Source organism: Pseudomonas cucumis, from assembly GCF_030687935.1.
Lineage (GTDB): Bacteria > Pseudomonadota > Gammaproteobacteria > Pseudomonadales > Pseudomonadaceae > Aquipseudomonas > Aquipseudomonas cucumis.
The window spans coordinates 4,777,792-4,800,055 of sequence record NZ_CP117454.1; the positions used below are offsets into that span (position 1 = coordinate 4,777,792).

A 22,264-nucleotide genomic window follows, 5' to 3' on the forward strand; every position below is an offset into this window, starting at 1 on the left:
GGATTGGGGTCTGGTCAATGCAGGGGATGGCAGATGGAGCTTGTGAGATCTACTAAGGATTTAGTGATCGCTGGGCAACCCTACCCGGGATTTCCCATTCTTCTGTGGGACTCGATGGAGAGTTGCGTTCCGGCCAATCAGTTCTTTCGCCACTACCTGCTTCGTGGGGCTATAGGGTCTAAGCGTTCCTGGCCCAGTACTGGGCGCGCTCTTTACGATTTCTTCAGCTTCCTCCAAGCGCATGAACTGGACTGGCGCGATGTTGATCGTGGCGAGTCGAAGAACCTGGTGGCAGCCTATCGGGACTATTGCCTGATGACGTGCGAATTAGCACGGAACACCACTCGCCAGCGACTGACTTACATCTGCAAATTCTACGAGTACGCCCTGAAGGAGGGTTGGGTGAAACGCCTGCCCTTTGCCTACGAAGAACGTACCGTAAGGCGTGAAATAGGCTTCCTTGCGCACGTCAACACCAATGGCGGCAAGGCCATGGCAAACGATGTGATGCCACGAAGTCACAAAGCTCTGCCCAAGTTCCTGAGCACGACCGAGATCAACTCACTCCTGGCCGCAGCGGAGAACCCCCATCACCGGATGATGATGCGACTGGCGCTGCATACGGGTCTGCGCCGAGAGGAAATCGCCGCCTTCCCTCTAGCGTATGTTTTCGACCCGGACAAGGCTGGACGAGCCGAACGCAACCTCCGTATCTCGCTCAATCCGTTCGACGGCAGCGGCATGGTGACCAAGGGCAGCAAGCCACGGGATATTTACGTCAGCCGGAAATTCATGGCCGAACTCTATCGCTATGTTACCAAGGTGCGCGGCGAGCGTGCCTCGCTCAGCAAGACCCCGCAAAAGGCATTGATCCTCAACAAGTCCGGGGAAACCTACAGCGACGGCGGCAAGAGCCTCAACCGGATCATCAGCGAGATTGGCAAGCAGGCTGGAATCAAGATCCATACGCACATGCTTCGGCATACTTACGCCACTCAAACCCTGGCCAGCCTTCAGCGTAACCCTGAGAGCGGACTGGAGCCCCTTGTGTTTATTCAGCGACAACTCGGCCACAGTTCGATTCAGACGACCCTGGTGTACTTGCATCTGATCAACGAAATGGCCGATGAGGCGGTGCTGGCCTATGACGACGAGTTGAACGCGCTGGGGGGGGCTGATGGGGAAACGCAAGGTATTCACTAAGACCGACCTCAGCGTCCCGCAAGTCGAGCACAGCCGCGACATAGCAGGCAATGTGGTCATTCTGCCCGAGGCTATCCCTCCGACAAACACGTTGGTCAAGTTTGGCCGAAACGCCTCAAACAGTCGTAACTTCGACTTTGCCCGTTGGTACGGAGTTGATATTGACCCCGTCACCTATGCCTGCCAGCGCCAAATCGAACGCTTCCTCTCTGGCCAGGAGGGTGCCATCGCGGGCAGCACCGTGGCTAGCTACTGCCGGAGCGGGTTGCGCTTTTTTCTCGACTACTGCGTGCTTCAAGCGAAGGCTTTTGGCCGTGCTCTCGCCCTGGCCGATGTAGACCGATATCTGATCGATGGCTTTCTTGGCCATATAGCCGGGCTGGGCGTGGCGACTACTTGTCAGAAGTCCTTCTACTCAAAGACCAAACCGGTGCTGCTCGCTTTGGGGCGGCGTGGACTAATCCCCTTGGTCAATACCGGCGATATGGCCACCTTCCCACGCAATCCCTTCCCAAACTGCAACCGCAAGACAAAGGGCGAGTCGGCACTATGCAAGCACGAGCGGCAAGCGTTCACCGTGGCACTGCGGCAGGCAATCAAACCGATTTGGGCCGACGACGAACCTCTGACCAGTGAACTACTAGCCTTCGCCTTGCTGGTCGTGGCGCTTCACACCGGACGTAATACCACGCCACTGCTGGAAATGGACCGCGACTGCCTGCGCCCGCACCCGAAGGACAACACCGTGTTCTTGGTGCTGTGGAAGCGGCGCGGATACAACAGCAGCAAGGTGGCGCTGCGCGCCGAGTCGGAAGCCGAGCGCCTTCTGGAGTCCACGCCGAGCGTGAGAACCAACGTGGAGCGCCTGATCCGCCGCGTGATGGCCCTGACCGAGCCCCTGGATGCAGTGGCCCCGGGCGACTTAAAGGGCCGCGTGTGGCTGTATCGCATGCACACCGGCAAAGGTGTCGGTCAAGTCACGGCGTTGAGCGCAGAAACGTTGGCTTGGGCGACAAGCCGCCTCGTAGCCAACTACGACCTGATCGACAGCGACGGAGGGCCGCTGCGCGTCAACATCTCACGCCTTCGCAAAACCTTTGCCAACCGAATCTTCGAGCTGACCGACAGCGATTTGGTGACCACGGCCGCAGCTCTCGGAAACTCCCCTCAGGTAGCCGACCGAAACTACTTGTCGCCTGATGAAGATGCTCGTCGTAATTGGCAGTTTATGGGGGAGGTACTGGTGCAGGAGTTGCAGACTCGGACTATCGGTGCAACCCACAAGGATACCCCCGTAGGCCGGTGCGCAGACCCGGTGAACGGCCAGTATGCCCCGAAGCGCGAGGGCGCAACTTGCATGAACTTCATGAACTGCCTGCGCTGCAAACATTACGCGGTGACCGCGGAGGATCTGTACAAGCTATTCAGTTTCTATTTCCGTGTGCTGGCTGAGCGCTCGCGCATGGACAAGCGGCGCTGGACACGGGAGTACGCCCACATCCCCCGCTTGATTGACCATTACATCGTTGCCGAGGGACTACGGCGCGGCACCTTCAAGGGGGCAGCAGTGGAGGCCGCCCGTGAGCGCGCTCGCACCCTTCCGCATCCATACTGGTCAGTCGATTTGATCGACAGCCTGGAGGTCTTTGCATGAGCGATGACACACTCGCGGCGCTATCCTGGGCACTCCTTGATACGCAGCCGGGCGATGTGCGTGAGCTTACCGAATCCGAGCGCGCCGCTCTGATCATTAGCGCTATTGAGGTGGATGGGCAATGGGTCATCCTCAGTCGCTACGTCGACGACGTCTGGCAACTCGACGGTTTCACCAGTAACGTGCCGCTTAGCCATAAACAGCTGGACTTCGGAACTGTGCCGCCGGCGTTTCGGGCTGTGATGAAGGCGATGCTGTACCGCTACCTGCGGCGTGGTCGTCGCGGGGTGGGTCGGCCCAAAGGCGCCGTAATGCGAGTATTTTTTTATGATGCAAGGTCATTCTTACGCTACCTCGAAGCATTGAAGCTCGACCACCTGGGCTCGGTTACACCCCTAATCTGTACCACGTATGCGTCCGCTTGCAAGGCGTACCGCCAGCCCCGCCGGTCCAAGGGCAAGCCATTGTCGCAGGCTGGACTATGTAGTCGCTTCCGAGCCGTTGAAGCGCTACATGAGTTGAGTCAGTACACCGACGACCGGATCCCGCAAGACCCTTGGCCCGAGACTTCTGCCAAGACTATGGCGGGGCTTGCCGGCAGCCCCCGTGGCGGTAAAACGCCGCTGATGCCCGATGAGGTGTTCTGCATTATTTTTGAGCGGGCGTACCAGCAGGTTGAGCGAGGCCATCAATTGCTTGACCTGCAAGATGCGCTTCACACAAGTTCAGTGCAGCGAACGCTGCTACCAGCATGTTCCATCAGTAGGATGAAGAGCCTTCAATTGCGCAGCCTTGGATGGGAGGGAGGTCTCCGGGCATTCAATAAAGCGCTGAGGGACTTGCGTACGGCCTGCTACATTGTCTTGGCTAGCACCTCCGGCTGTCGTAACCACGAGCTGGTTAACGTGCTATCGGGCGCGCACCACCGTAGCCAAGACGATAAAGGGACGGTCTACCACTGGATGCGCTCCCATTCTGCCAAAACTGATGTCGGTACCCATGATTGGATGATTCCGAAGGCTGCGGTACGTGCCCTGCGCCTAATGGATCGCTGGAGTTCGCCCTATCAGACAATGATCGCCGCCGAGATCGCGCAGCGGCGCCGCGCCAACTCGCATGACCCGCAGATCGCCGAGGCGCACAAACACCGCCATGCACTCTTTCTCGGTGTATATCCGAATGCAGATAATCAAGTGCGCCCCCTTAGCAACACTAGTTGGAACATGTACCTCAAGGAATTCGCCAAAAACTGCGGTCTGAGCTGGAATCTCGCCAGCCACCAGTTCCGCCGCAAGTTCGCCAACTACGCTGCACACAGCCGCTTCGGCGATCTGCGTTACCTCAAGGAGCATTACGCTCATTACTCGCTGGACATGACCTTGAGCTACGCCATGGGCGACGGCTGGGGGCAGCATCTGGACCTCGAACTGTACGCCGACATTCAGGGGGAGTTGGACGATATTAAACTAGGCGTGGTCGATAACTGGCTGGGTGACGAACCCTTAGCCGGGGGCTATGGTCGCGCGCTCAAGCAGTGGCGACGGGAGCCGCAGAATCTGCTGATCTTCAAAGATCACGCCTCGATGCTGAAATCCATTGCCGAGAGCACAGCGATTCGCAGCAACGGCCATGCTTGGTGCACAGCGGACAATGATAATTGCGTTGGCAATAACCTTCAGCGTACCCGTTGCGGCGATTGTAACAATGCCGTGATCGGGCGCCGCCACGCGCCCATTTACCGGGGACTCTACGATGATCTGAAAGGATTGCTGCATTGCCCGGACATAGGCGAGGGCGGACACCAGCGTATTCACCGAGACCTGAATCGCTGCCGTGACGTACTGGTCCAACTGGGAATGGACCCGGAGACTTTATGAAGCCCAGGAAAAAGGCAATCAATTATAAGTCGGCGGAGGATCGTGAAAAGGATCTAAAGCTCGCCCTCTACCGCATCCAAAAAGGCCGCGCGCACACCGGAGAAACCAGGATTTCTATCGCCGCAGTAGCTCGCGAGGCGGGCGTATCGACGGCGCTAATTCACAACCACTACCCACGGTTTGCCGAGGCTATTCGCCAGGTTCAGGGGCGCTCCAGTCGCGCCATGCGTGATGTGAAACAAAAAAATTTGATTGAAGAGCGCAAAAAGTCCGCAGCCTACCGCCAGGAGATAGAGGAATTGCGAGCCGAAGTCGCTAGTCTTGCATCCATTAACGAGGTGCTGTTGGACGAAAACCGTGTCCTCAAGGATAAAATGAACGACCGTAAGGTGATCGATCTGGTATCAAGGAAACCCCATGGACAGGTCGATTTTTCATAATCCGCAATCGCACCTTTTGACTAGCCATTTTCATGCTTGCTGACCGCTGACTATAGAATCCATAAATTGACGAGCGTAGTGACCGGTTCAAAACTAGAAGCTCTAATTGATCAAACATTAGGTTGGTCTAATTTTGTTAGCGTCGCGGACCTACGCAGCGGGCGGATGAATCTTAAGGGCTCGCGTTCGAGCGTATTGAGCTTGTGCTTATCGAGATGCCGGTGTGACCGAAAAAATGATGCGAGGACTTTTCAAATCGGACCTGCAGGCCCCCAAAGCCTCAGTGTAGAAATGCCCTCCCTCCAGGCTATATACGTAGGCCGCCTCACGGATGTCATCCACCGTTTCGCGCATCTCTAATAGCTTCTCCATCTTCCACCCATCACCTCCGTTCAGATAAGCCGGTGAAACCAACTGGACATCCAACAGCCAAATGTCTGCTCCTTGTTCATTAAGTAACTGCTCAAGCGCTGAAATGCTGGGAATCAGAACCATCCTAGTCAGAGCTTCGCTGCCTTGTCGCCGCCCCACCTTGACGTAGAACCAGGGACAATGAGTGGTCTGCTCAACGTACTGCCAGTATTGGGTGGCGTCATCCCCCAGGTATGCACCGAGGAAGATTTCTGCTGGTTTGTGAGTGATGAACATAGCGCCCTTCCAATAATGAACACTATAGATTGTAGCCCTATAGAGCTCACAAAGGCTTCATCGTTCCTTTTGCGAGGTCGGCAATATGGAACTGAAACAGGCATTTGGCGCAGCTCTGAAACAGCTGAGATCGAAAAGGAAGCTTTCGCAGGAGGATTTCTCCGACGTCAGCAGTCGTACCTATCTCAGCACCCTAGAGCGCGGTTTGAAGAGTCCTACGATTGAGAAGGTAGACGAGTTGGCATCTGTTTTAGACGTTCATCCGCTGACCATACTCGTAGGCTGCTATCTGATTCAAGACAGTCCAATCTCCCTCGACGGACTGTTTTCCCGAATTCGAACGGAACTGCCAAGCGAGATGAAATGAACATCTGACGGATTGCGTTCCATAGGCAAAGGGATCAACGGAAGACTTTGGATTGTAGGGCTTGTGTTAGCATCCAATTTGATCCGAAGATCGAGGTCAGCAGCGATGAAGCACCCAGTGCAACTGGAAAATAGCCTTTTTGAAATTTTGGAAGGGAAACAGAAACGCCGTGATGCGTTGATGCTTGCTATTAGCCTTGCATCGCCTTCTGAACTAGAAGAACCTGCACGTCGGTTGAAAAATGTAATGAAAAAACCAGATGGATCACGCCGTCAACGCATTCCCCCGCCTGCGTTCGCCCGATAGGTGAAAGTACGACCTCTGCTCCCCTTGCATAGTGGCTAGTTGCGTCGTTATTCGCGCAGCTCACCATTCGTTATGGCAAAGGTAACTGGCCGGGCATAAGTGCAGAAGTGCTACCACTTGGCATGCTGATGGGAGTCGTGTGCTCCCCTGAACTCAAGACATCCAAACGCTCAATAGCCCCGCAGATATTCTCGGCCGACCACTGCTGCCCCATACCGTCAGTGCTGGTACCGGATTCTTGGTCGAGTACTGTACGTATTATGGCCTGGCGCAGCCTTATCTAGCTCTGACTCCACGTTTTCACTAGCCGCTATTGCTGGCGGTAGCGGCCATGGGTGGGTTGGGATTTGCGCTGGAACCGCTGTTTATCTCCCAGGTCGAACTGAACGCTGGACGCTTGGTGCTGGCCATCAACCACACATTCACCTCAGCGCGTGACTATTACATTACTCATGCTTCAGGTGCGGGATACAGCACTAGCTCAACTGCTCGGCTTTACCCTCTTCATGCAGAGCAGGTTTGCTTTTCAAGCAGGTTATGTGCATCGGTATCTCTGTTTTCACGACAGGCGGAGATCGGCCCGTGTTGCTCTATACGCATCTACACTCACAAAAATAATAGCCATTTGATACTATTCCGTCGGCAATTGCGTCACCTCAAAACCTAATGGATGAATTCCCCAATGGAAATAGGAAACATCGTAAAAATCATCATGGCTATCGGTGCGATGATTGGTGTAGCAAAAATCATTTATGAACTCTCATCCAGCAGCAAGTTGAAACTGAGAGAAGAGTATAAATTTGCGAAAGAGTTTCTCGCCGACCTAGATGAGGAGACACCACTTCATCATCTTGCCGTTGAGCGAGGTTACTACGCCTTAGCGGGAACTTCTTCAATACAGGTTTCCGACATTAAGTATCTTATTTCACTCTCGAACCCTGACAAATCCCTGAAGGATTACGCGCTTTCAAGAAAATATGTCGAGCTCAACAAAAAACTTCATAAAATTGATTTCAGATCAAAATACCAGAGAAAATTTTCGAGAGTCTGGAGGAAGTCATTTTATGTTCTTATTTACGTTATGGCTTCCTTGTTAGCAATGTCCCCCCTTCTGCTCGCCGCGCCCTTTAATCTTGGCCCCAAATTCATGCTGCTGGCTCTCGTCACAATCCCTGGATGCGGATTCTTTGCCTTTGACGCGCTACGCAGTTGCATGAAAATCATGAGGGGCGAGGCGCTAGTCAAAGGACAGGAAAAACATGTGCCACTCATCATCGTGAAGAACGAAAAAAAACTGATAAAAAATTAAAAAAATTAAAGCTGATTCTCGGCTGCCTGCTTAACTGGAACACAACAAATACAGCAACCACGAAAAAACCGACCTTCGAACCGGCTTTTCTCTGACTAGAACTTTTATGTTCAAACTCAAGTCAGGCTTACACGTAGCGATCATCGCGCGCATGGAGTGGGAAATGGAAAGCCTGCTACATGCCTATAAGCAAGTCGAGAATCCCCTGGGAGAAACGATGCTGGTCTTGGTCGTAGCAAAAGGGTATCTAATGCGCCCTCTTCGCAATGAGGCCATTGCCCTCCATCTAACCCTAAGCAGAATCTAGTGTATTGTATTGACCGGCTGAAATCACCCTTCGCGATAGGCAACAATCGGCCAGAAGCAATGGGATGGACTCCTCCTCACTTCGGCATCTTGAGTGCCAGACTGAAAGTGCGAACCACAGTCAACGGTGAGAAGGAGTCCACACATGAAGCTTATGCGCATTGGGGTCGACCTGGCCAAGAACGTGTTTCAGATCCACGGAGTGGATCGTCATGAGCAGCCCATCTGGCGGCAGCGTTTATCGCGCGATCGCTGGCTGCAAACGGTGCTGGAAAAGATCGAACCCGGCTGCGAGATCGGCATGGAAAGTTGTGGCGGTGCGCACCATTGGGCGCGGCAGCTACAGGCACGCGGATTTCGAGTGAGGCTGATCGCGCCGCAGTTCGTCAAGCCGTACGTCAAGAGCAACAAAAACGATGCCAACGATGCCGAGGCGATCTGCGAAGCGATGAGCCGTCCCAGCATGCGCTTCGTCGCCGTCAAGACCATCGAGCAACAGGATATCCAAGCGACGCATCGCATCCGGGCCGGCTTAATCGAACAACGGACGGCCAAAGCCAATCAGATTCGTGGGCTGGTCGCCGAGTACGGCCTCGTAGCGCCGAAGGAGTTACTGATGCTGCGTCGTGCAATACCGTGCTGGCTAGAAGATGCCGATAATGGTTTGACGGCACGCTTTCGTCGTCTGCTGAACGGTTTGTGGGACGACCTGCGAGCACTTGATGACCGCGTGAGAGAACTCGATGGCGAGATATCAGCGATCGCGGCAAGTGACCCAGCGGCCGCCCGTTTGCAACAGCTGCGTGGCGTCGGCCCGATGATTTCCACCGCACTTGTTGCTGCCATCGGTGATGCCAGCCAGTTTGACAATGGCCGACAACTGGCCGCCTCGCTAGGGCTGACGCCAAAGCAACACAGCTCTGGCGGCAAGGATCGACTGCTTGGCATTAGCAAACGCGGGGATGCTTATCTGCGAACTCTGATGATCCACGGTGCGCGCTCGGCACTGCGCACAGCCAAATTCAAAGACGATCGACTTAGCCAGTGGGCTGTCCGTTTAGCCGAGCGCTCACATCCCAACGTGGCCGCTATCGCACTGGCTAACAAAACTGCACGCATGGCTTGGGCGATGCTGCGCAACGGCACTGATTACCAACCGGATCGAGCAGTAGCCTGACCTATTCATCCCGGGAGAAGCACCCTACACCACGATTGCGAAGCAACCCGAGCAATGGCAAACCGGTCGAACCGGCGTCGGCAAAACCCTCAAGTGTCCAGGTGCGCAAAGCACGTAGAAGCGATTGGGAGCCGACGCGCGAATAGCCCATCATGGCCCTGCATCGAATCGATGCCAAAGTCAGAGGCCGAATATACGTGTGCAGTCGGCACGGGCGCCAAAGTAAAGGAGGCTTGCAACGAGGAGGAGTCCATATACGGACATTTGCGAAAGGCAGTTGACCAATGTTCGATCGACAACTTAAGTCGCCTTGTCTCACCATCTAGGCATGCGGAAAACTTTATCAACGTCAACCGGAAATATATGGTGTGGAAATCGCTCACAATACCAAATAATCATATCTCGACAAAAAATCCTAAACTCTTGATCTCTCCAAATTTTTTGCATCTCTTTTTTTGATAGCCTTCGGGCTTGATCTTCCTGGTGCTTTGCAATGAAAACCCTTCCAGTATATGGGTTCAGCTTTGGCCATTTGTTATTCTGGCTCTTGAAATGACCGTGCGGAACTGAAGGATAGGGGTCGGGGTCAGCCTTGGTGAACACCCAAGTGTTTAAGCAGAGAAACTCTAGCCATTGATCATTTAGCTCAGCAGCGCGGTGTGAGTGGCCAGTGCCTTGAAAGTCGTGTTGAGATGAATCCAAATTAGTGTCACTTGCGTCATTCTTGAATAATTCTTCACCCGGTTCCATGCGAGGATCTCCTATATCGATTCCAGGATTTGCGAGCCACCGCACCACGGCGACACGTTCAAGTAGCTCATCAAGCCCTATCAATCCGCATTCGTAGTGAATTCTTGCAAGTTTTATAAGATCTGTGGTCATTTGGTAATTTAACCAGGAGTGAATTTGGCGAGGATTGGGATAGCGTAGGTTTAGCACCACCGCTCAAAAATTAATAGAATTGATCTTATGTAGCAGTCCACTGGCTGGCACGTGAATGTCAACTCAGAAAGCACAAAAAATTCGTATGCTACGCATCTGTTGACAGATCATAAGCGCGGACCAAGTAGTTTTTTGCTAAGCTGATTACATAGCTATAACCCTCCTGAAGCGTCATCGCTGGAGTATTATTTTGCTTCACCAACTGTTTGAATCCATGACGCGAGTCATATCCGGCAAGAGAAAAATTGTTTGCCGTATTCTTAAAAGTAGTGCGCTTCGCTCTGTCATCTGGTACATCAATATTTTTGATGGATGCGTGCGAATCTATTGTTTCCATTAGTTTGTAATAGTTTGCCCAACCACCTTTGAGTGCTAAGTACTTTAGGATCATGTGTACGTCCTGATTTTCTGTAGCTAATTGGATGAGAGTTATAGAATTTAGCACCCTTCTATTAAGGAATCGTTCGTTCCTCCTATGCGGAGGGAAGTTGGGTGCGCCTAGCAGTGCTCTAGGGATTTTTTTTTCGACTCTCTGTATGGGTATACCTGCACGCAGGATCCGATCGATCCGCCACTCTCGATGATCGAAGTAGAAAAGCTCCACCGCGCCGTTAAGTAGACAGAGAAGCTCGTAAGACACCTGCCAGACGATTTCTTCATCCACATCGTCGCCTTCAAAATAGATAGAGTTGAAGCTGAAGTGATCGCTCTCGCAGTCATTTTGATAATCCAGCCCACCCCAAATCCGAAAATAGCCATTGCTATAGCCGTGTCTACTCAGGTGACGGAGGTATTCCGGCTCACCTGACGCCAGCATCACTTCCCATTCGCTCTGCTCCAAGAAACGCTTCCCTCTATAATTCAACGATTTGAGCATTAATAGCATATGGCCATGCGTTGACGGAGCGTTTGAAGTAAAATTCGCGCACCAACCTCTAAAGGAGCGACGATTAGCTCTGTCAGGCCGTAATCGACGCGCAAGAAGTTTTACATAGTCGCGAGGAGATCGCCCATGACATCAAGGCGGTCACGACCGGATCAGTTTTGTCACTCCTGAAGTCACTCACAGCCCCACCTTCACGGAAGATTGTGCGTTTTGATCAAGCTCAAGAAACTGGCAAATCCCAAGCCCATAGAGGTTTCCACCAAGAACATACTGTTCGTCCGGGAGACGGCTAGGGTCAAGGCCTACTTCAAGCTCGCCCCCACCGAACGGGCTCGTACCCGGCCGCCGTTCAACAAGGAGGTACTGGATGCGCAATCCGCCATTCAAGAGCTCAAGCGGATCCAGCACAGTAAGTGTGCCTATTGCGAAACCATTCTCGAACACGATCCTGGCCGCTACGTGTCCCACTATCGGCCGTTGAGCAACGCGGTTGATCCGATTCACGACACTGAACAACTTGAGTGCTATGCCTGGTTCGCATACGAATGGCAGAACCTGATGCTGATCTGCAAGGACTGCGACAACCATAAACTCAACTTTTTCCCTATATCAGGCCGGACCGCCGTTGCACTTTCCTCCTGGAGAACGGCCCAGCTCCGGGAAATGCCGCTCCTGCTCAACCCGTTCGAGGACAATCCTTCAGATCACCTCATGTTCGATACCGACGGTGTCGTTCGCGCCACCACCGCCGCCGGCAAGGCGACTATCGAGTTGCTCAACCTCAACCGGACAGCTCTTTGCCTGAAACGCAAGGAGCAGATCGACAAGGTGCTGGAGCTCATCCTGAAGAGTAACAATGAATATGAACTGACCGAAGCACTGGGCCATTTCACTAGCGATGAGACTTCCCACGGAGGGGCCGTAAGGAACTGTCTGGGGCATGTCTGTCGGATTCTGCAAACCGAGATCCGCCACGGCAAATACTCTGCCCGCACCGATCTGAAAAAGAAGATCATTCGGCTTAGGGGTGAGTTTTCATCCCATGATTGGCAGGAGGCTATTTCGCTGTGCAAGACAGATGACCTGGCCTTCGTTATCCAGAACCCCGATCTGGGCGAACTTAAGACCCGCCGGTATGCGTACATCACCCGTATCGAGATCGGCCGCTTCAAGGGCATCGATCACTTCACGCTAGATCTCGACGCCAGCCCATCCGGCCAGGGCCGCAATGAATCGCCCTGCACCATGCTGCTGGGCGAAAACGCCACGGGCAAAAGCTCGATCCTGCAAGCAATCGCCCTGGCGCTGATGCCCCGTGAGGAACGTCAGCGCATCCGTCTCAACCAGAAGAGCATCATCCCCCACGGTATCGACGACACCTTGGCGCCCCCCCTGCAACCAGCGGTCACGGTGCACTTCAGCAATGGCGAGACCGTCGCCCTCAGCATGGACTTGCATACGGGTCGCCTGAAATCCATCGGTACTCCGCAAAACCGGGTGTTCGGTTATGGCTCGAGAAGGTACTTCCTGTCCGGCAGATCGACGAAAGTCCAAAGCTGTCCCAGCAGGACGCTGTTCAATCAGGCTGCCAGCCTGCCGGACCCTACGAACTGGTTGCTGAATCTCAAGGAGGAGGAAAAATTCGACGCCGTGGCGCGAGCACTGGCCTCGCTGCTCGCCTTACGCGCCGGTGAGTTCGTAGCCCGGGACGACCGTTCGATTTTTATCCAGCGCCACAGCTCGTCCCTGCCCATCGAACATCTGAGCGATGGCTACAAATCTTTGTTCGCCATGGCCGTCGATATCATGCGGGAAATGCTAAAACACTGGGACAACTTGGAATTCGCCCAAGGCATCGTGCTGGTCGACGAAATCGAAAACCACCTTCACCCACGCTGGAAGATGCGTGTGATGAGTGCGCTGCGCGAATCGTTCCCTCGCGTACAGTTCATTGCCTCCACCCACGATCCGCTGTGCTTGCGGGGGATGTTCGAGGGCGAGGTGCAAGTGCTGTATCGGGATCGCAACGGGAGCCTGCAGCGCGTCGAGCAATTGCCTAATGTAGCGAACCTGCGCATCGAGCAGATTCTGACATCCGACTACTTCGGGCTGGCCACCACCGAAGACCCGATGCGTCAACAAGCACTCGAGCAGCTCGCCAAATATGCTGCGCGCGAAGACCGGGACCTCTCGCAGAAGGACCTCAGGCATCGCGACGAACTGTTGGAACACTACGGCAGCCTCCCCATGATCGGCGACACCCTCGACCGGCAGATCCTCGCCCAAGCCCTGACCCGCCATATCCGCGACACGGGCCTTGCCACCCCCATCGAACACGCCAACGCTAGGGAAGAATCAGTGCGGGCGATCATTGAGGTGCTCGAACGCAACCGGAGGGAATATGGTACCCGTTGACCGGAACCGGGTCGCCAAGCCGGCATCTTTGACCGCACCCAATGGCGCGGGCCATCGCGAGCACCTGCGTGCGGCGATGTACTACCAGAGCCCGCGCAACAAGGCGTACGGCTTCGCCCATTACAAGGAGCCCGACGTGGTCACGGCGTTGAACAAGCTGTTCCACAACAAGTGCGCCTACTGCGAGGGCAAAATCACCAGCACCGGGCCCATCGATGTCGAACATTTCCGCCCCAAAGGCCAGATAGAAGGCGAAGTAAACCATCCGGGCTACTGGTGGCTGGCCACTGAATGGACCAATCTGCTGGCCTCCTGCATCGACTGCAACCGCGGGCGGAACCAGACGTTGCTGGGCAGCGAAGACGGCCAGCGACTGACTCAGGGCGAACGCCTGAGTGGCAAGCATGATCACTTCCCGGTCGCCGGGCCGCGTGCCACTTGCGCCACCGACGACCACGCGCTGGAAGACCCGCTGCTGATCGACCCCACCTGCGTGGACCCCGGCGAGCATATCGGCTGGAAGGTCGTGGCTGACCAACCGCTGGCCGTCGCCATCTCGCAGTATGGCCAGACTAGCATCGACCTGTTCGGTCTCAATCGCTCGAAACTCGCGGAAGCGAGACTGGAGTACCAACTCAAACTGGACGAAGAGTTTCTATGCCTGAAGACAACGATCCACAAAATCGCCAAAGAAACCACTGACGAGGGAGTCAGGGAGTGGATGCCCGTGCTGCAGATGCACATCGATAGGTTCTTCAGCCACGCCAAAGCGAACAACGAGTACTCAGCCTTCGCTCGGCACATCGTCGATTCCAGGTATGACACGGTATCGGAAATGGTGGACGCGTTACTGGCCAGAGTTGCTAGGGAAAGTCCGGTGGGAGCGGCGGCTCGCTGAGTCATACTTTTGCCCAGGTGCTGCGCGAGGACAAGGCGTTTTGGCTACTAGCATTGAGAGCAATTTAACCAACCCGTTGCGTCTACCGGTTGAAACCACGGCCAAAAGCTGATGTTCACTGGTGCTGCTTTGGGCCGGTAGCAGCAGTTCAACAGACAAAATTATCCAGACGCAGTACTTGATCGCTACTACGAGGCAAAAAAAGCCCGCGTCACTGCGGGCTGAAGAGTTAATTTTTGGATGGAGAAGGCCGAGGCGGAGGTGGAGGCGGCTCCTTCCTCGGCTGGTTATCTTTTACGTAGCGCATCGGCGGTGGAGGCGGTGGTGGTGGTTTTTGGGTCATTATTAGCTTGCTCCTGCTGATGTATGTAGAACGGAAGGAATGACAGCACTGAGACGAATAACGCCGCGGTTACATAATTTGCAAGTGATCGGAGATAGATCCCGCGTTTGTCATTATTTTCTGTATTCACCGTGGCGCCTTCGATGAAGTAGTTAAGCACCAAGCTCTTGAAGTGCGCATCGGCTTCTTCTGGAGTGTCCCAATATTTCTCGTAATCATCGCGGAAGCTGCGCCGATGAGTCTCAAGTTCCATCAGTGTGGGGAGGCCCCTGTCGGAATCCCTCAGGGACCATGCAGCACGGAAATACAGAGCGCCGATCAGTAGCATCACGCACGTGCTGAGATAGAAAATCCAGAAAAAGACGCTTGCGGTACCGTCCTCGGTGGTTGGTGCCTTATTGAGCATATACGAGAGGAACGTCACTATGGCTACTAGCATCGCAAGCGGCATACTCAACCTGGCGTAGAGCTTTTCCTTGCGGTCGAGCTCCTGATAGAAAACCTTCTCGTAAAAAGCAAACCTCTCTTTATCGTCCATTACTAGCGCTAGTGCTCCGGCGGCGTTAAAGGGCCATCAATACCACAAGGCCAAGCACCACGAAACCGGACCACTGCATTTTGTTACACGAAAGGACGCTGCCGTGGTGCTGACCGAGCTCTACCCAGGAGAGGCCAATTCGTTCAACCAGGAGATACCGCTCTCCTGGTCGATAACTGAAGACTGCTTTTGGTTGAGGGTCGACGTTTCTCGGTAAGCGTCCGGTGAACTCACCTTCCGAACTCCAGCATTAAGGGCGATGGTGTCCGAGTATTTTTAAGCGGACGCGATCACCCTCATCGCCAGGATTTTCATGCGCCAACGAAGCTTTTATCCCAAACCGTTCAAAGCCCAAGTCGTCCAGGAATGCCTGCACCTGGCGCAACCGTGTCGAGTGTCGCCATCAGCCAGGGCATCAATGCCAACGTCATCCGCAATTGGATGCCGCTCTTTCGAGACCAGCCCGCAGTAGCCTCACTACCGGCATTCGTCCCACTAAAAGCCGCACCTAACCCTAAGATCTTGACGTATACAAAGTTCTAGGGAGAAAAGATGTCTTCGTCGGACGCTTACACAGTTCCTCCCAGCTTCGCCACAGACCGCCCCCGACATTTCCGCAAACGTGCACCATTGCCGCCGCAGTTTCCTCGCACGGTGATTCGCCATGAACCAGAAAACACCTCGTGCGCCTACGGCTGCCAACTTCAACGCATCGGCGAAGACGTCATCGAGAAACTGGATTACACGCCGGGAGTGCTTATAGTCTAGGACCATGTACGGGGCAAATGGGCCTGCCGTCAGTGCGAATCGCTCGCTCGGCCTTGGCCCAGTGGGTCGGACAAACCGGCGTGCGACTCCAGCCGCTGGTGGATGTATAGATGTGCTTCGCCCGCGCTGAATGAAGCGGGTTAACCCTGACCGCCCCCTACCCTGACTCACCGTCAACTTCACGAGCTTCCAAGTCCTCTGGACGCCCCAAGACGATCGCAGAAAACAAGGTGGTGAAAAGAGCGCTCTCCTCCTCCGCTATGAGAGGAAGTACCTCCTGAAGGTTTCGACGAGCTTCTTCCAACGTGGTCGCGATCGGAAATCGATGCAAGTTGGCCTGCAACCTCTGCAAATCGCTGAACGTGTAGGCAGCATTTGCATCGGTCATCCAACCCTGCTCGTGCATATCATGGATAAATTGGAAGCCCTCATCGAACTGCTGGTTCTTCACAAGCGCCACTGCGAGCTTGTTGATAATCAGCAGAAAGTTCGAGATCTTCGCCTCATCCTCGGTTTCCTCTGGCATCTGGTCATTGAAGGGAAGCCCCTGACTGAACCTGATAAAATTTTCCTGATCCCTCCGCTCATTCCACTCCCTTGTGATCTCCTGCTGGGCAAAGACCTGCGCTTGCTCAAGCGTGTTGGCGGCGACCAACTGCTTCAATATTCGAACACGGTAGACCGGAGGCAGAGTGCTGAACAACGTGGCCACCCAGGCCTTCGATCTGAGTCCGTGCTTTTTAAAGTACGTGAGGATTGTCCACTCACAGATCAGGCCTAGATCGCGCAGACCAGTTCGGATTCGCTCGTTTGATAGCTTCTTGTGATTTGCCTCATGGGCACCATCGTTGCCCAATTCCCGAATGCCGTGGAGGGAGTCAATGACATCCTGTGGAAAGAAGTTTTTGAGAAGGTCAATGCGCCTGTAGAGATTTGTGGGGAGCACGGCCCCACCATCCTCAGGATCCATCAGGTGAACGAGGACAGTTCTGAAAAGGTTTTCCAGGCAATTGCGGATGCTCACAGCCTTTTGGTAAAGGCGCGAGGCATCCCGTTCGTCTAGGTAATAGTCGAACGCCCTCTGAGGCATCAACGGTGGGTGATCAGCTTCCTGCATGGACAGCTCCTTAAGGTGGCTGCTCGTAAGTGAGTGCTTTGCGCGATGGCCGATAATACTAAAGTGAGATCATGTCGGGGAGTTGCCCTGAACCTATGAGATCAGCAAGAAGGTGCTGCCCGGCTCTGACTGTATGCAACCTCGCTGAAACCGATCGCAGCCTCAAGTGAACATCCATAAAAAAGCCCCGCCGGATGGCAAGGCTTCGCCAGGTTACGATAGACCGGCATCCATTTGCGGATGACATCGGCGCTGATGCCGTAACTGATGGCGACAACGGACACGGTTGCTCCAGGTTGCAGGCATTCCTGAACGACCTGGGCTTTGAACTGTTTCGGATAAGAGCTTCGTTGGCGCATGGAAATCCTGGCGATAAGGGTGATCGCGTCCGCTTAAAAATACGCGGACACATCACCCTTAATGCTGGAGTTCGGAAAGGTGGTTTTGCCGGACGCTTACGTTTCTCGACGAAAATCGGTGGTTGCCGAAAATCGCGGACGAACTTGGAAACCACTAGATGTCGGCTGTCTTGTGTAAGCCTAACAACTTCGAGCGCGACAACTTTCATTTTGAGCTTTGTCTATCGGCAGATCCTTACTCTCAAACGGTCGTGCTTAAGACGTCTGCAGCATCGCCAACTGCGGATGGTTCGAAAAGTCTTCCTTTGCTGCACTGAGTAAGCTGCCGAAGTTGATATTACTGCCACCGCCGCCCTGTTTCAGCGTGCGAAGCGCTGCATGCCAAGCAGCTTGACCGGTGGAATGAAACTGGAGACGGGACAGATCACCACCGGCGCGACTCCACACTTCTTGGTCCCGCGGTCCGAATGGGTAGAGCTCGACCAGGATCTTCTCTAGCACCGACCACGGGAGTTCCTCTTGCACCGTTAGCATGATCTCAGGACTGTACGGTGACTTCTTCCCTCCTTGGCTCAGCGCGACAGCGAAATTCACTTCAAGGTTGTCAGCCTTAAAGATTGGATGCTGGTCGTCTGGGATCAGTTTAGGCACCTCTTCGGAGACGTAGTTAAACAGGTCAAAGACCTTGATGAAGCCGCTGGCGCTTTTGTCGGCAGCTCCGCGCAAACCCGCCAGCAGTGCAGTCGTGAATACGCTGTTCCTTGCACCGTCAAATACGGACGACAATTCGTCAGCACGACACGATGCCATTAGTGCACGTCCGCTACCAACTGCCAGCTTTGCGAAGGTGTTTTGGCTATAGCCAGACTTGAGCTCGTGGCCTTTGTCATCAGTCAAGCTCTTCGAAATCGCAGCGCCACCAGCATGACAAGCGTCAATGAAGACCAGAAGTCGCTTCGCCTTGATCTGCGCAAGTGCAGCAGCTAGTTCATTCGAGTTAATGGATGTGTTTTCAATGTCAGCGAGATCGCTATCCACAGTGAGCAGCACGCTGTCTTCATTGCCTGGGCTACCCACGATGCCGCCGTGGCCGGAGAAGAACACGCAGGCTGTATCATCAGGCCCCGCCCGAGTAGCCAGTTCATCTAGCCGTTTCAAAACTGCTGTCCGAGTAGCGTTTGCGTCTAAGAGAGTGACGACGTTGGCGGGGGGATAGCCACAGTGATCCGGCGATGAGAGCGTTGCGGCGACGTCATTGACGTCGTTCAGAATCGCGGCAGGTAGTCTGGAGATTTGCTGATAGTTTGCCACGCCGATAAGAAGGGCGTGGCCTTGCGGGTAGCCAGTTGGGTTCATGTTTCAACCATGCGTATGTGGGAGTTTAACGCCAGCCAACAATGTCCGTGTCGCTGATATAGAGGCGTAGCTTCTCGTTCATTGGAAAGTCTTTGCACATCATTTTAAGCAGATCATGTGCTGTCGGACGGCCGCCGAAACGGATTGAAGTCAATGCAGTGTGCCAACGTGTTGACCCATTTTGAGACCGTCCTGGCAGGTCGGAATTCTTGCCGCCGGCGCGTGACCAGAGCTCGTCGCTATCCGGACCGCTTGGATATAGTTCACAGACCTCATCTTCGAAGGCTTTCCACTTCTCGGCAGCGCTTAGTTTTGAGATTCCAAGCATCCAACGCGTATAAAAGCTAAGCAAGTCTGCGCACAGCCTTAGCCCTGGCTTAATATCTGGACGGTTGGCAAGCCAGTCCGCAAGATGTTTAGCCGCGCGCTCCCAATGTCGGGATGCCACAAGCGTTCCCAACTGCTCAGAAGCCGCATGGGAAAGCATGCGAGCGCCCTTCAAGAGGTTGTTCAGCCATTCGATAAACAACTCTTCGGGAAAAGACGGGAGGCCACTGACGATCGCTAGATGCGTATCAACCGGCACTGATGACCTTTCAAGTACTGACCGCAGGCTCAAGCTCGCCATGATTGCGCGTTCAAGTGGGGCTTCAGGGGTAGTCATCACCGCGCCTTTCGCCGCGCCTTCCAGCCAGCCTGTTGCGGTCGCCTGCAGGTAGTGGTCACGCTGTGAAGCGGGCAGAAGCGACCACAGTCGCGCCCGCTCCGAAGTGGCGCAGAGGTCAGCCAATGGGGTCTTTGCCATCGCCTCGAGTAAGCCGGTGTCGACGATTCGTCCTTGGACGAGTTGAGCTAAAACAGTGTCACGCGCGCCGATGGCATTGCTAGGTGCGTTCCACAGGGAAGAGTTCTTGCTAATCACAGCGCCCCACACCTGTTGCTCAGTAATGTCATCGCAGCGGATGTTAGACAGGATCTGAGGATGGTTAGCGGCCTGCTCTGCGCACAATTCGACCAAGCGTAAATCCTTATGCGCGAGCGTACACTCCAACGTCTGTGAAGGGCTCGCGAACCGAAGGGCTGACCTCAAACCGGCGCTGTGATCTAGATCTTTATCCTCCTTGAGCTGCTGGCCTGTTGCATCGATAGGGGACAGTGTTGCCGCTAGCGCGGCGCCGTACGCAGTCAGCCAGCGCTTCTTCAGTAGCGGCGAAAGTAGAGCGGCCGATGAGGTAACGTGGAGCTTTCTGGGCACTTCCTCCGCCAGCCGCTGCTCAACTGCCGCGTCAGCTGGTAGTGCGCCTACAGCCGCGGCGAACGCGACGTGGCTATGCTCGGCCCATCTCCAAGCTGCTTGGTAAATGGCGGGCTTGTCTCTACGAGCAACTGTCGATAAGCCGGTTATCACTGCAGCGCACCATGGCGGCAATGCGAGCGCCTCATCAACCGAGGCCGCGACCATCTCCATCAAATCGCTGTCGTCCACTGGCGCAAATCCGAGGTTACTAACGAGGAGCTCAACGGCTGACCACAACGGTCGCGTGTTGGCAAAGCCAGAGAGCACCAAATTCCTCATTAACAGCAACTGCTTGCAGCCTGTGCTTGGAATCAAGGCCGTGAACCGACCGATGAGCTTGTCCTTGATGCTTGCGCCGAATGCCGGCTGATTTGAGAGGCCGTCTGCCAAGCGTATGGCAGCCAGCAAATCATCAAAGCTTTCGCCGGTAGAGAGGAGGGTTTGCAGCCGTTCAAGCCGGCTCAAGTCCCTGAGCGTATGAACTCCAAGGCCCAGGTCATCGGCGAGAGCTAGGATTGGCTGCACGTCGCGCTGGCCACAGAGAATCCCGGCAGTTTCAGAATTCGAAGTTTGATCGTCTGGCTTGACTATACGATGCTTTGTCCAGCGAGCTTGGAGCTGCTCAGGCGTGCATACAAGCGTCGGCGTGGGTTGCTCTACCACATCGTTCGGACCGAAGCTCAGCCGGAACGCAAAAGTTCGTCTTAAGGCCGGCCAGAGGTTATTCCACAGTGAATCAACGAGGTGCTCGAATCCCTCAACGCTCAGTCGTACAACTGGAGCGAGTCCTTGGTCTGCCAACGCGTTCGCCGTACCGATCAAGTCAGCAGCCGGCAGGTTGCTACTGCCTGCAATGTCAAGCTCAAGCGTTTCCACCGAATCGGGGCATTCTGTGACCGAGGCTGCCAGTCGCCCAAATAGCGCGGCCAGGCTTCCCACCTCGCACATATCGTCCAATCTGACGATTAGCGCATGAGTCAGCACCATGCCGCCGCGCGACGCGCTCGAATCCAGAAACGTGCGGGCGAGAAGGTAGTGGTCGTCGATAGGAAAGCCGCGAACAAACGGCGACCAAGCTTGGACACCTGGGGGCACTACATCTGGCAAGTCGAGCTTTGATGCAATGGCAGCGGCTATAGGCGCATTCGTACTCGATGTTCTCAGTCCGTGACCACGGCCTGGGATCTCGCCATAAACGGCCTGCTCGACTCGCATTCGCTTAGTTCCCGTCTGCCATCAAATATTGGATCGGCAGGGTAATGTCGGTGCTCTTCTCACCGTTGGGTAGCACCACGTAACCGAACTCTTCCGGGCCGCGGATTGCGTAGTCCTGGTCCGCATCCGTCTTGTCGAGCGCCCGTTCGAGGGCCGATAGGCCAATTACAGTAGGCGAAGCCCAATTGCTGCGCACGAACGACCACAGCATCGGCAGTCGAGATGCCAAGAGGTCAGCCGGCAGATCCGTCGTTTCAAGCTCATCCCAGCAGCTCAACAAGATGGTTAAGCGAGGTTTGCGAAGCGGCCGGTCCAAATGGAACTGCGCCAGGTAGAGCAGCATTTGAAGGAGCTCCACTGTCCTTGCTTGATCTGAGAGCTCGTATTCCGCCGCCTCGCCCTGTGGTTCAACTGGAGCGAATGACTGCAGCGGGCGCGAGAACAAGTCGTCTTCGGACCGAAGCGAATGCAGTCTGATGAGCAGGACCCAGTCCGTGGCTTCGACCACGCGATCTCGCCAGGCGGCCGGGATCCGCCGCTGCGCGACAAGGTTACGAACCTGTTCGCCGCCATAGTCCGGCCAAACCAGTTCGGCGTAACGGCCGGCCTCGTCCGTAATGGGCCAGACGCTCTCGACATAGATGTCAGCCGGTGTGTGGTCGGTCGACTTTCCCTCAGTCAGGCAACTGAGAGCTGTAGTGAACGCCTCCAGGTTCGTTGGAGCGCCGGTCATCTTGAGCGCGCATGCCTTGACCATTAGGCGCTTCAAAAACTGGGCACCGTAGTGAGTCTTACCGACATTTGACTCGCCGACCAACAAGATGGTGTGTTGAGCCGCCACCA

Annotated in this window: 18 protein-coding genes and 2 pseudogenes; 11 read left to right on the top strand and 9 right to left on the bottom strand. The window is 54.8% G+C overall.

Features of this window, described 5'->3' with window-relative positions; all coding sequences use genetic code 11:
- Nucleotides 1–114: 114 nt before the first annotated feature.
- From PSH97_RS21675 to PSH97_RS21690, 4 genes are read left to right on the top strand one after another with little or no spacing between them, the layout of a single operon-like run.
- Nucleotides 115–1,203 carry a tyrosine-type recombinase/integrase gene (locus PSH97_RS21675; protein ID WP_305449848.1) on the top strand — a complete coding sequence of 363 codons (1,089 nt, stop codon included), beginning with the start codon at nt 115–117 and terminating at the stop codon, nt 1,201–1,203.
- Nucleotides 1,178–2,857 (top strand): hypothetical protein, encoded by a 1,680-nt coding sequence (locus tag PSH97_RS21680; protein WP_305446636.1) that lies wholly within the window; start codon nt 1,178–1,180, stop codon nt 2,855–2,857. Before PSH97_RS21675 ends, PSH97_RS21680 begins: the two co-directional genes overlap by 26 nt.
- The gene (locus PSH97_RS21685) at nt 2,854–4,734 is read left to right on the top strand and encodes a site-specific integrase (protein WP_305446637.1); all 1,881 of its coding nucleotides are present in this window, start codon (nt 2,854–2,856) and stop codon (nt 4,732–4,734) included. Before PSH97_RS21680 ends, PSH97_RS21685 begins: the two co-directional genes overlap by 4 nt.
- Nucleotides 4,731–5,174: a TetR family transcriptional regulator gene (locus tag PSH97_RS21690; protein ID WP_305446638.1), complete on the top strand. Its 444-nt coding sequence runs from the start codon at nt 4,731–4,733 to the stop codon at nt 5,172–5,174. The genes PSH97_RS21685 and PSH97_RS21690 overlap by 4 nt, the downstream gene beginning before the upstream one ends.
- Nucleotides 5,175–5,381: 207 nt before the next feature.
- On the opposite strand, the gene PSH97_RS21695 is transcribed toward PSH97_RS21690, so the two are convergent.
- Nucleotides 5,382–5,822 (bottom strand): hypothetical protein, encoded by a 441-nt coding sequence (locus tag PSH97_RS21695; protein ID WP_305446639.1) that lies wholly within the window; start codon nt 5,820–5,822, stop codon nt 5,382–5,384.
- Nucleotides 5,823–5,907: 85 nt separating this feature from the next.
- Here PSH97_RS21695 and PSH97_RS21700 point away from each other — a divergent pair, with 85 nt between their 5' ends.
- The 4 genes and pseudogenes from PSH97_RS21700 to PSH97_RS21710 all read left to right on the top strand — a co-directional run bounded on the left by PSH97_RS21700 (nt 5,908) and on the right by PSH97_RS21710 (nt 9,287).
- Nucleotides 5,908–6,189 (top strand): helix-turn-helix domain-containing protein, encoded by a 282-nt coding sequence (locus PSH97_RS21700; protein WP_305446640.1) that lies wholly within the window; start codon nt 5,908–5,910, stop codon nt 6,187–6,189.
- Nucleotides 6,190–7,177: 988 nt separating this feature from the next.
- A complete protein-coding gene (locus tag PSH97_RS21705; RefSeq protein ID WP_305446641.1) occupies nt 7,178–7,804 on the top strand; it encodes a hypothetical protein in 627 nt (208 codons plus the stop codon).
- Between the two features lie 139 nt (nt 7,805–7,943).
- A pseudogene (locus tag PSH97_RS28475) lies at nt 7,944–8,084 on the top strand (chromosome partitioning protein); the annotation flags it as partial.
- A 171-nt stretch (nt 8,085–8,255) separates the two neighbouring features.
- A complete protein-coding gene (locus tag PSH97_RS21710) occupies nt 8,256–9,287 on the top strand; it encodes an IS110 family RNA-guided transposase (protein WP_090187875.1) in 1,032 nt (343 codons plus the stop codon).
- Nucleotides 9,288–9,602: 315 nt separating this feature from the next.
- On the opposite strand, the gene PSH97_RS21715 is transcribed toward PSH97_RS21710, so the two are convergent.
- Nucleotides 9,603–10,169, bottom strand: a complete 567-nt coding sequence (locus PSH97_RS21715) for a hypothetical protein (protein ID WP_305446642.1) — start codon at nt 10,167–10,169, stop codon at nt 9,603–9,605.
- A 148-nt stretch (nt 10,170–10,317) separates the two neighbouring features.
- The gene (locus PSH97_RS21720; RefSeq protein WP_305446643.1) at nt 10,318–11,070 is read right to left on the bottom strand and encodes a hypothetical protein; all 753 of its coding nucleotides are present in this window, start codon (nt 11,068–11,070) and stop codon (nt 10,318–10,320) included.
- A 255-nt stretch (nt 11,071–11,325) separates the two neighbouring features.
- Between PSH97_RS21720 and PSH97_RS21725 the strand changes: the two genes are divergently transcribed.
- A complete protein-coding gene (locus PSH97_RS21725; protein WP_305446644.1) occupies nt 11,326–13,530 on the top strand; it encodes an AAA family ATPase in 2,205 nt (734 codons plus the stop codon).
- The gene (locus PSH97_RS21730; RefSeq protein WP_305446645.1) at nt 13,517–14,428 is read left to right on the top strand and encodes an HNH endonuclease family protein; all 912 of its coding nucleotides are present in this window, start codon (nt 13,517–13,519) and stop codon (nt 14,426–14,428) included. Before PSH97_RS21725 ends, PSH97_RS21730 begins: the two co-directional genes overlap by 14 nt.
- Nucleotides 14,429–14,715: 287 nt before the next feature.
- Here PSH97_RS21730 and PSH97_RS21735 read toward each other — a convergent pair whose 3' ends face one another.
- The gene (locus tag PSH97_RS21735) at nt 14,716–15,309 is read right to left on the bottom strand and encodes a hypothetical protein (RefSeq protein WP_305446646.1); all 594 of its coding nucleotides are present in this window, start codon (nt 15,307–15,309) and stop codon (nt 14,716–14,718) included.
- A 582-nt stretch (nt 15,310–15,891) separates the two neighbouring features.
- Between PSH97_RS21735 and PSH97_RS21740 the strand changes: the two are divergent.
- Nucleotides 15,892–16,181 (top strand): annotated as a pseudogene (locus PSH97_RS21740) (IS66 family transposase zinc-finger binding domain-containing protein); the annotation flags it as partial.
- A gap of 53 nt (nt 16,182–16,234) precedes the next feature.
- Here the strand turns inward: PSH97_RS21740 and PSH97_RS21745 are convergent.
- The 5 genes from PSH97_RS21745 to PSH97_RS21765 form a co-directional block, all read right to left on the bottom strand.
- On the bottom strand, nt 16,235–17,194 hold the full coding sequence (locus PSH97_RS21745) for a DUF4145 domain-containing protein (protein ID WP_305446647.1): 960 nt from the start codon (nt 17,192–17,194) through the stop codon (nt 16,235–16,237).
- Nucleotides 17,195–17,295: 101 nt separating this feature from the next.
- Nucleotides 17,296–17,553, bottom strand: coding sequence for a transposase (locus tag PSH97_RS21750; RefSeq protein WP_305446648.1), 258 nt, complete (start codon nt 17,551–17,553; stop codon nt 17,296–17,298).
- Between the two features lie 255 nt (nt 17,554–17,808).
- Nucleotides 17,809–18,909, bottom strand: coding sequence for a caspase family protein (locus tag PSH97_RS21755; RefSeq protein WP_305446649.1), 1,101 nt, complete (start codon nt 18,907–18,909; stop codon nt 17,809–17,811).
- Between the two features lie 25 nt (nt 18,910–18,934).
- The gene (locus PSH97_RS21760) at nt 18,935–21,421 is read right to left on the bottom strand and encodes a GAP1-N1 domain-containing protein (protein WP_305446650.1); all 2,487 of its coding nucleotides are present in this window, start codon (nt 21,419–21,421) and stop codon (nt 18,935–18,937) included.
- 4 nt (nt 21,422–21,425) lie between these two features.
- Nucleotides 21,426–22,262, bottom strand: a complete 837-nt coding sequence (locus tag PSH97_RS21765; protein ID WP_305446651.1) for a TRAFAC clade GTPase domain-containing protein — start codon at nt 22,260–22,262, stop codon at nt 21,426–21,428.
- Between the last annotated feature and the right edge of the window lie 2 nt (nt 22,263–22,264).

Bases quoted from the DNA above. Each gene is read 5' to 3' on its own strand.
- PSH97_RS21685 (WP_305446637.1), top strand. From the start codon at position 2,854: ATGAGCGATGACACACTCGCGGCGCTATCCTGGGCACTCCTTGATACG.
- PSH97_RS21750 (WP_305446648.1), bottom strand. From the start codon at position 17,553: ATGCGCCAACGAAGCTCTTATCCGAAACAGTTCAAAGCCCAGGTCGTT.
- PSH97_RS21690 (WP_305446638.1), top strand. From the start codon at position 4,731: ATGAAGCCCAGGAAAAAGGCAATCAATTATAAGTCGGCGGAGGATCGT.
- PSH97_RS21735 (WP_305446646.1), bottom strand. From the start codon at position 15,309: ATGGACGATAAAGAGAGGTTTGCTTTTTACGAGAAGGTTTTCTATCAG.
- PSH97_RS21745 (WP_305446647.1), bottom strand. From the start codon at position 17,194: ATGCAGGAAGCTGATCACCCACCGTTGATGCCTCAGAGGGCGTTCGAC.
- PSH97_RS21680 (WP_305446636.1), top strand. From the start codon at position 1,178: ATGGGGAAACGCAAGGTATTCACTAAGACCGACCTCAGCGTCCCGCAA.
- PSH97_RS21760 (WP_305446650.1), bottom strand. From the start codon at position 21,421: ATGCGAGTCGAGCAGGCCGTTTATGGCGAGATCCCAGGCCGTGGTCAC.
- PSH97_RS21705 (WP_305446641.1), top strand. From the start codon at position 7,178: ATGGAAATAGGAAACATCGTAAAAATCATCATGGCTATCGGTGCGATG.
- PSH97_RS21710 (WP_090187875.1), top strand. From the start codon at position 8,256: ATGAAGCTTATGCGCATTGGGGTCGACCTGGCCAAGAACGTGTTTCAG.
- PSH97_RS21695 (WP_305446639.1), bottom strand. From the start codon at position 5,822: ATGTTCATCACTCACAAACCAGCAGAAATCTTCCTCGGTGCATACCTG.
- PSH97_RS21730 (WP_305446645.1), top strand. From the start codon at position 13,517: ATGGTACCCGTTGACCGGAACCGGGTCGCCAAGCCGGCATCTTTGACC.
- PSH97_RS21700 (WP_305446640.1), top strand. From the start codon at position 5,908: ATGGAACTGAAACAGGCATTTGGCGCAGCTCTGAAACAGCTGAGATCG.
- PSH97_RS21675 (WP_305449848.1), top strand. From the start codon at position 115: ATGGAGAGTTGCGTTCCGGCCAATCAGTTCTTTCGCCACTACCTGCTT.
- PSH97_RS21755 (WP_305446649.1), bottom strand. From the start codon at position 18,909: ATGAACCCAACTGGCTACCCGCAAGGCCACGCCCTTCTTATCGGCGTG.
- PSH97_RS21715 (WP_305446642.1), bottom strand. From the start codon at position 10,169: ATGACCACAGATCTTATAAAACTTGCAAGAATTCACTACGAATGCGGA.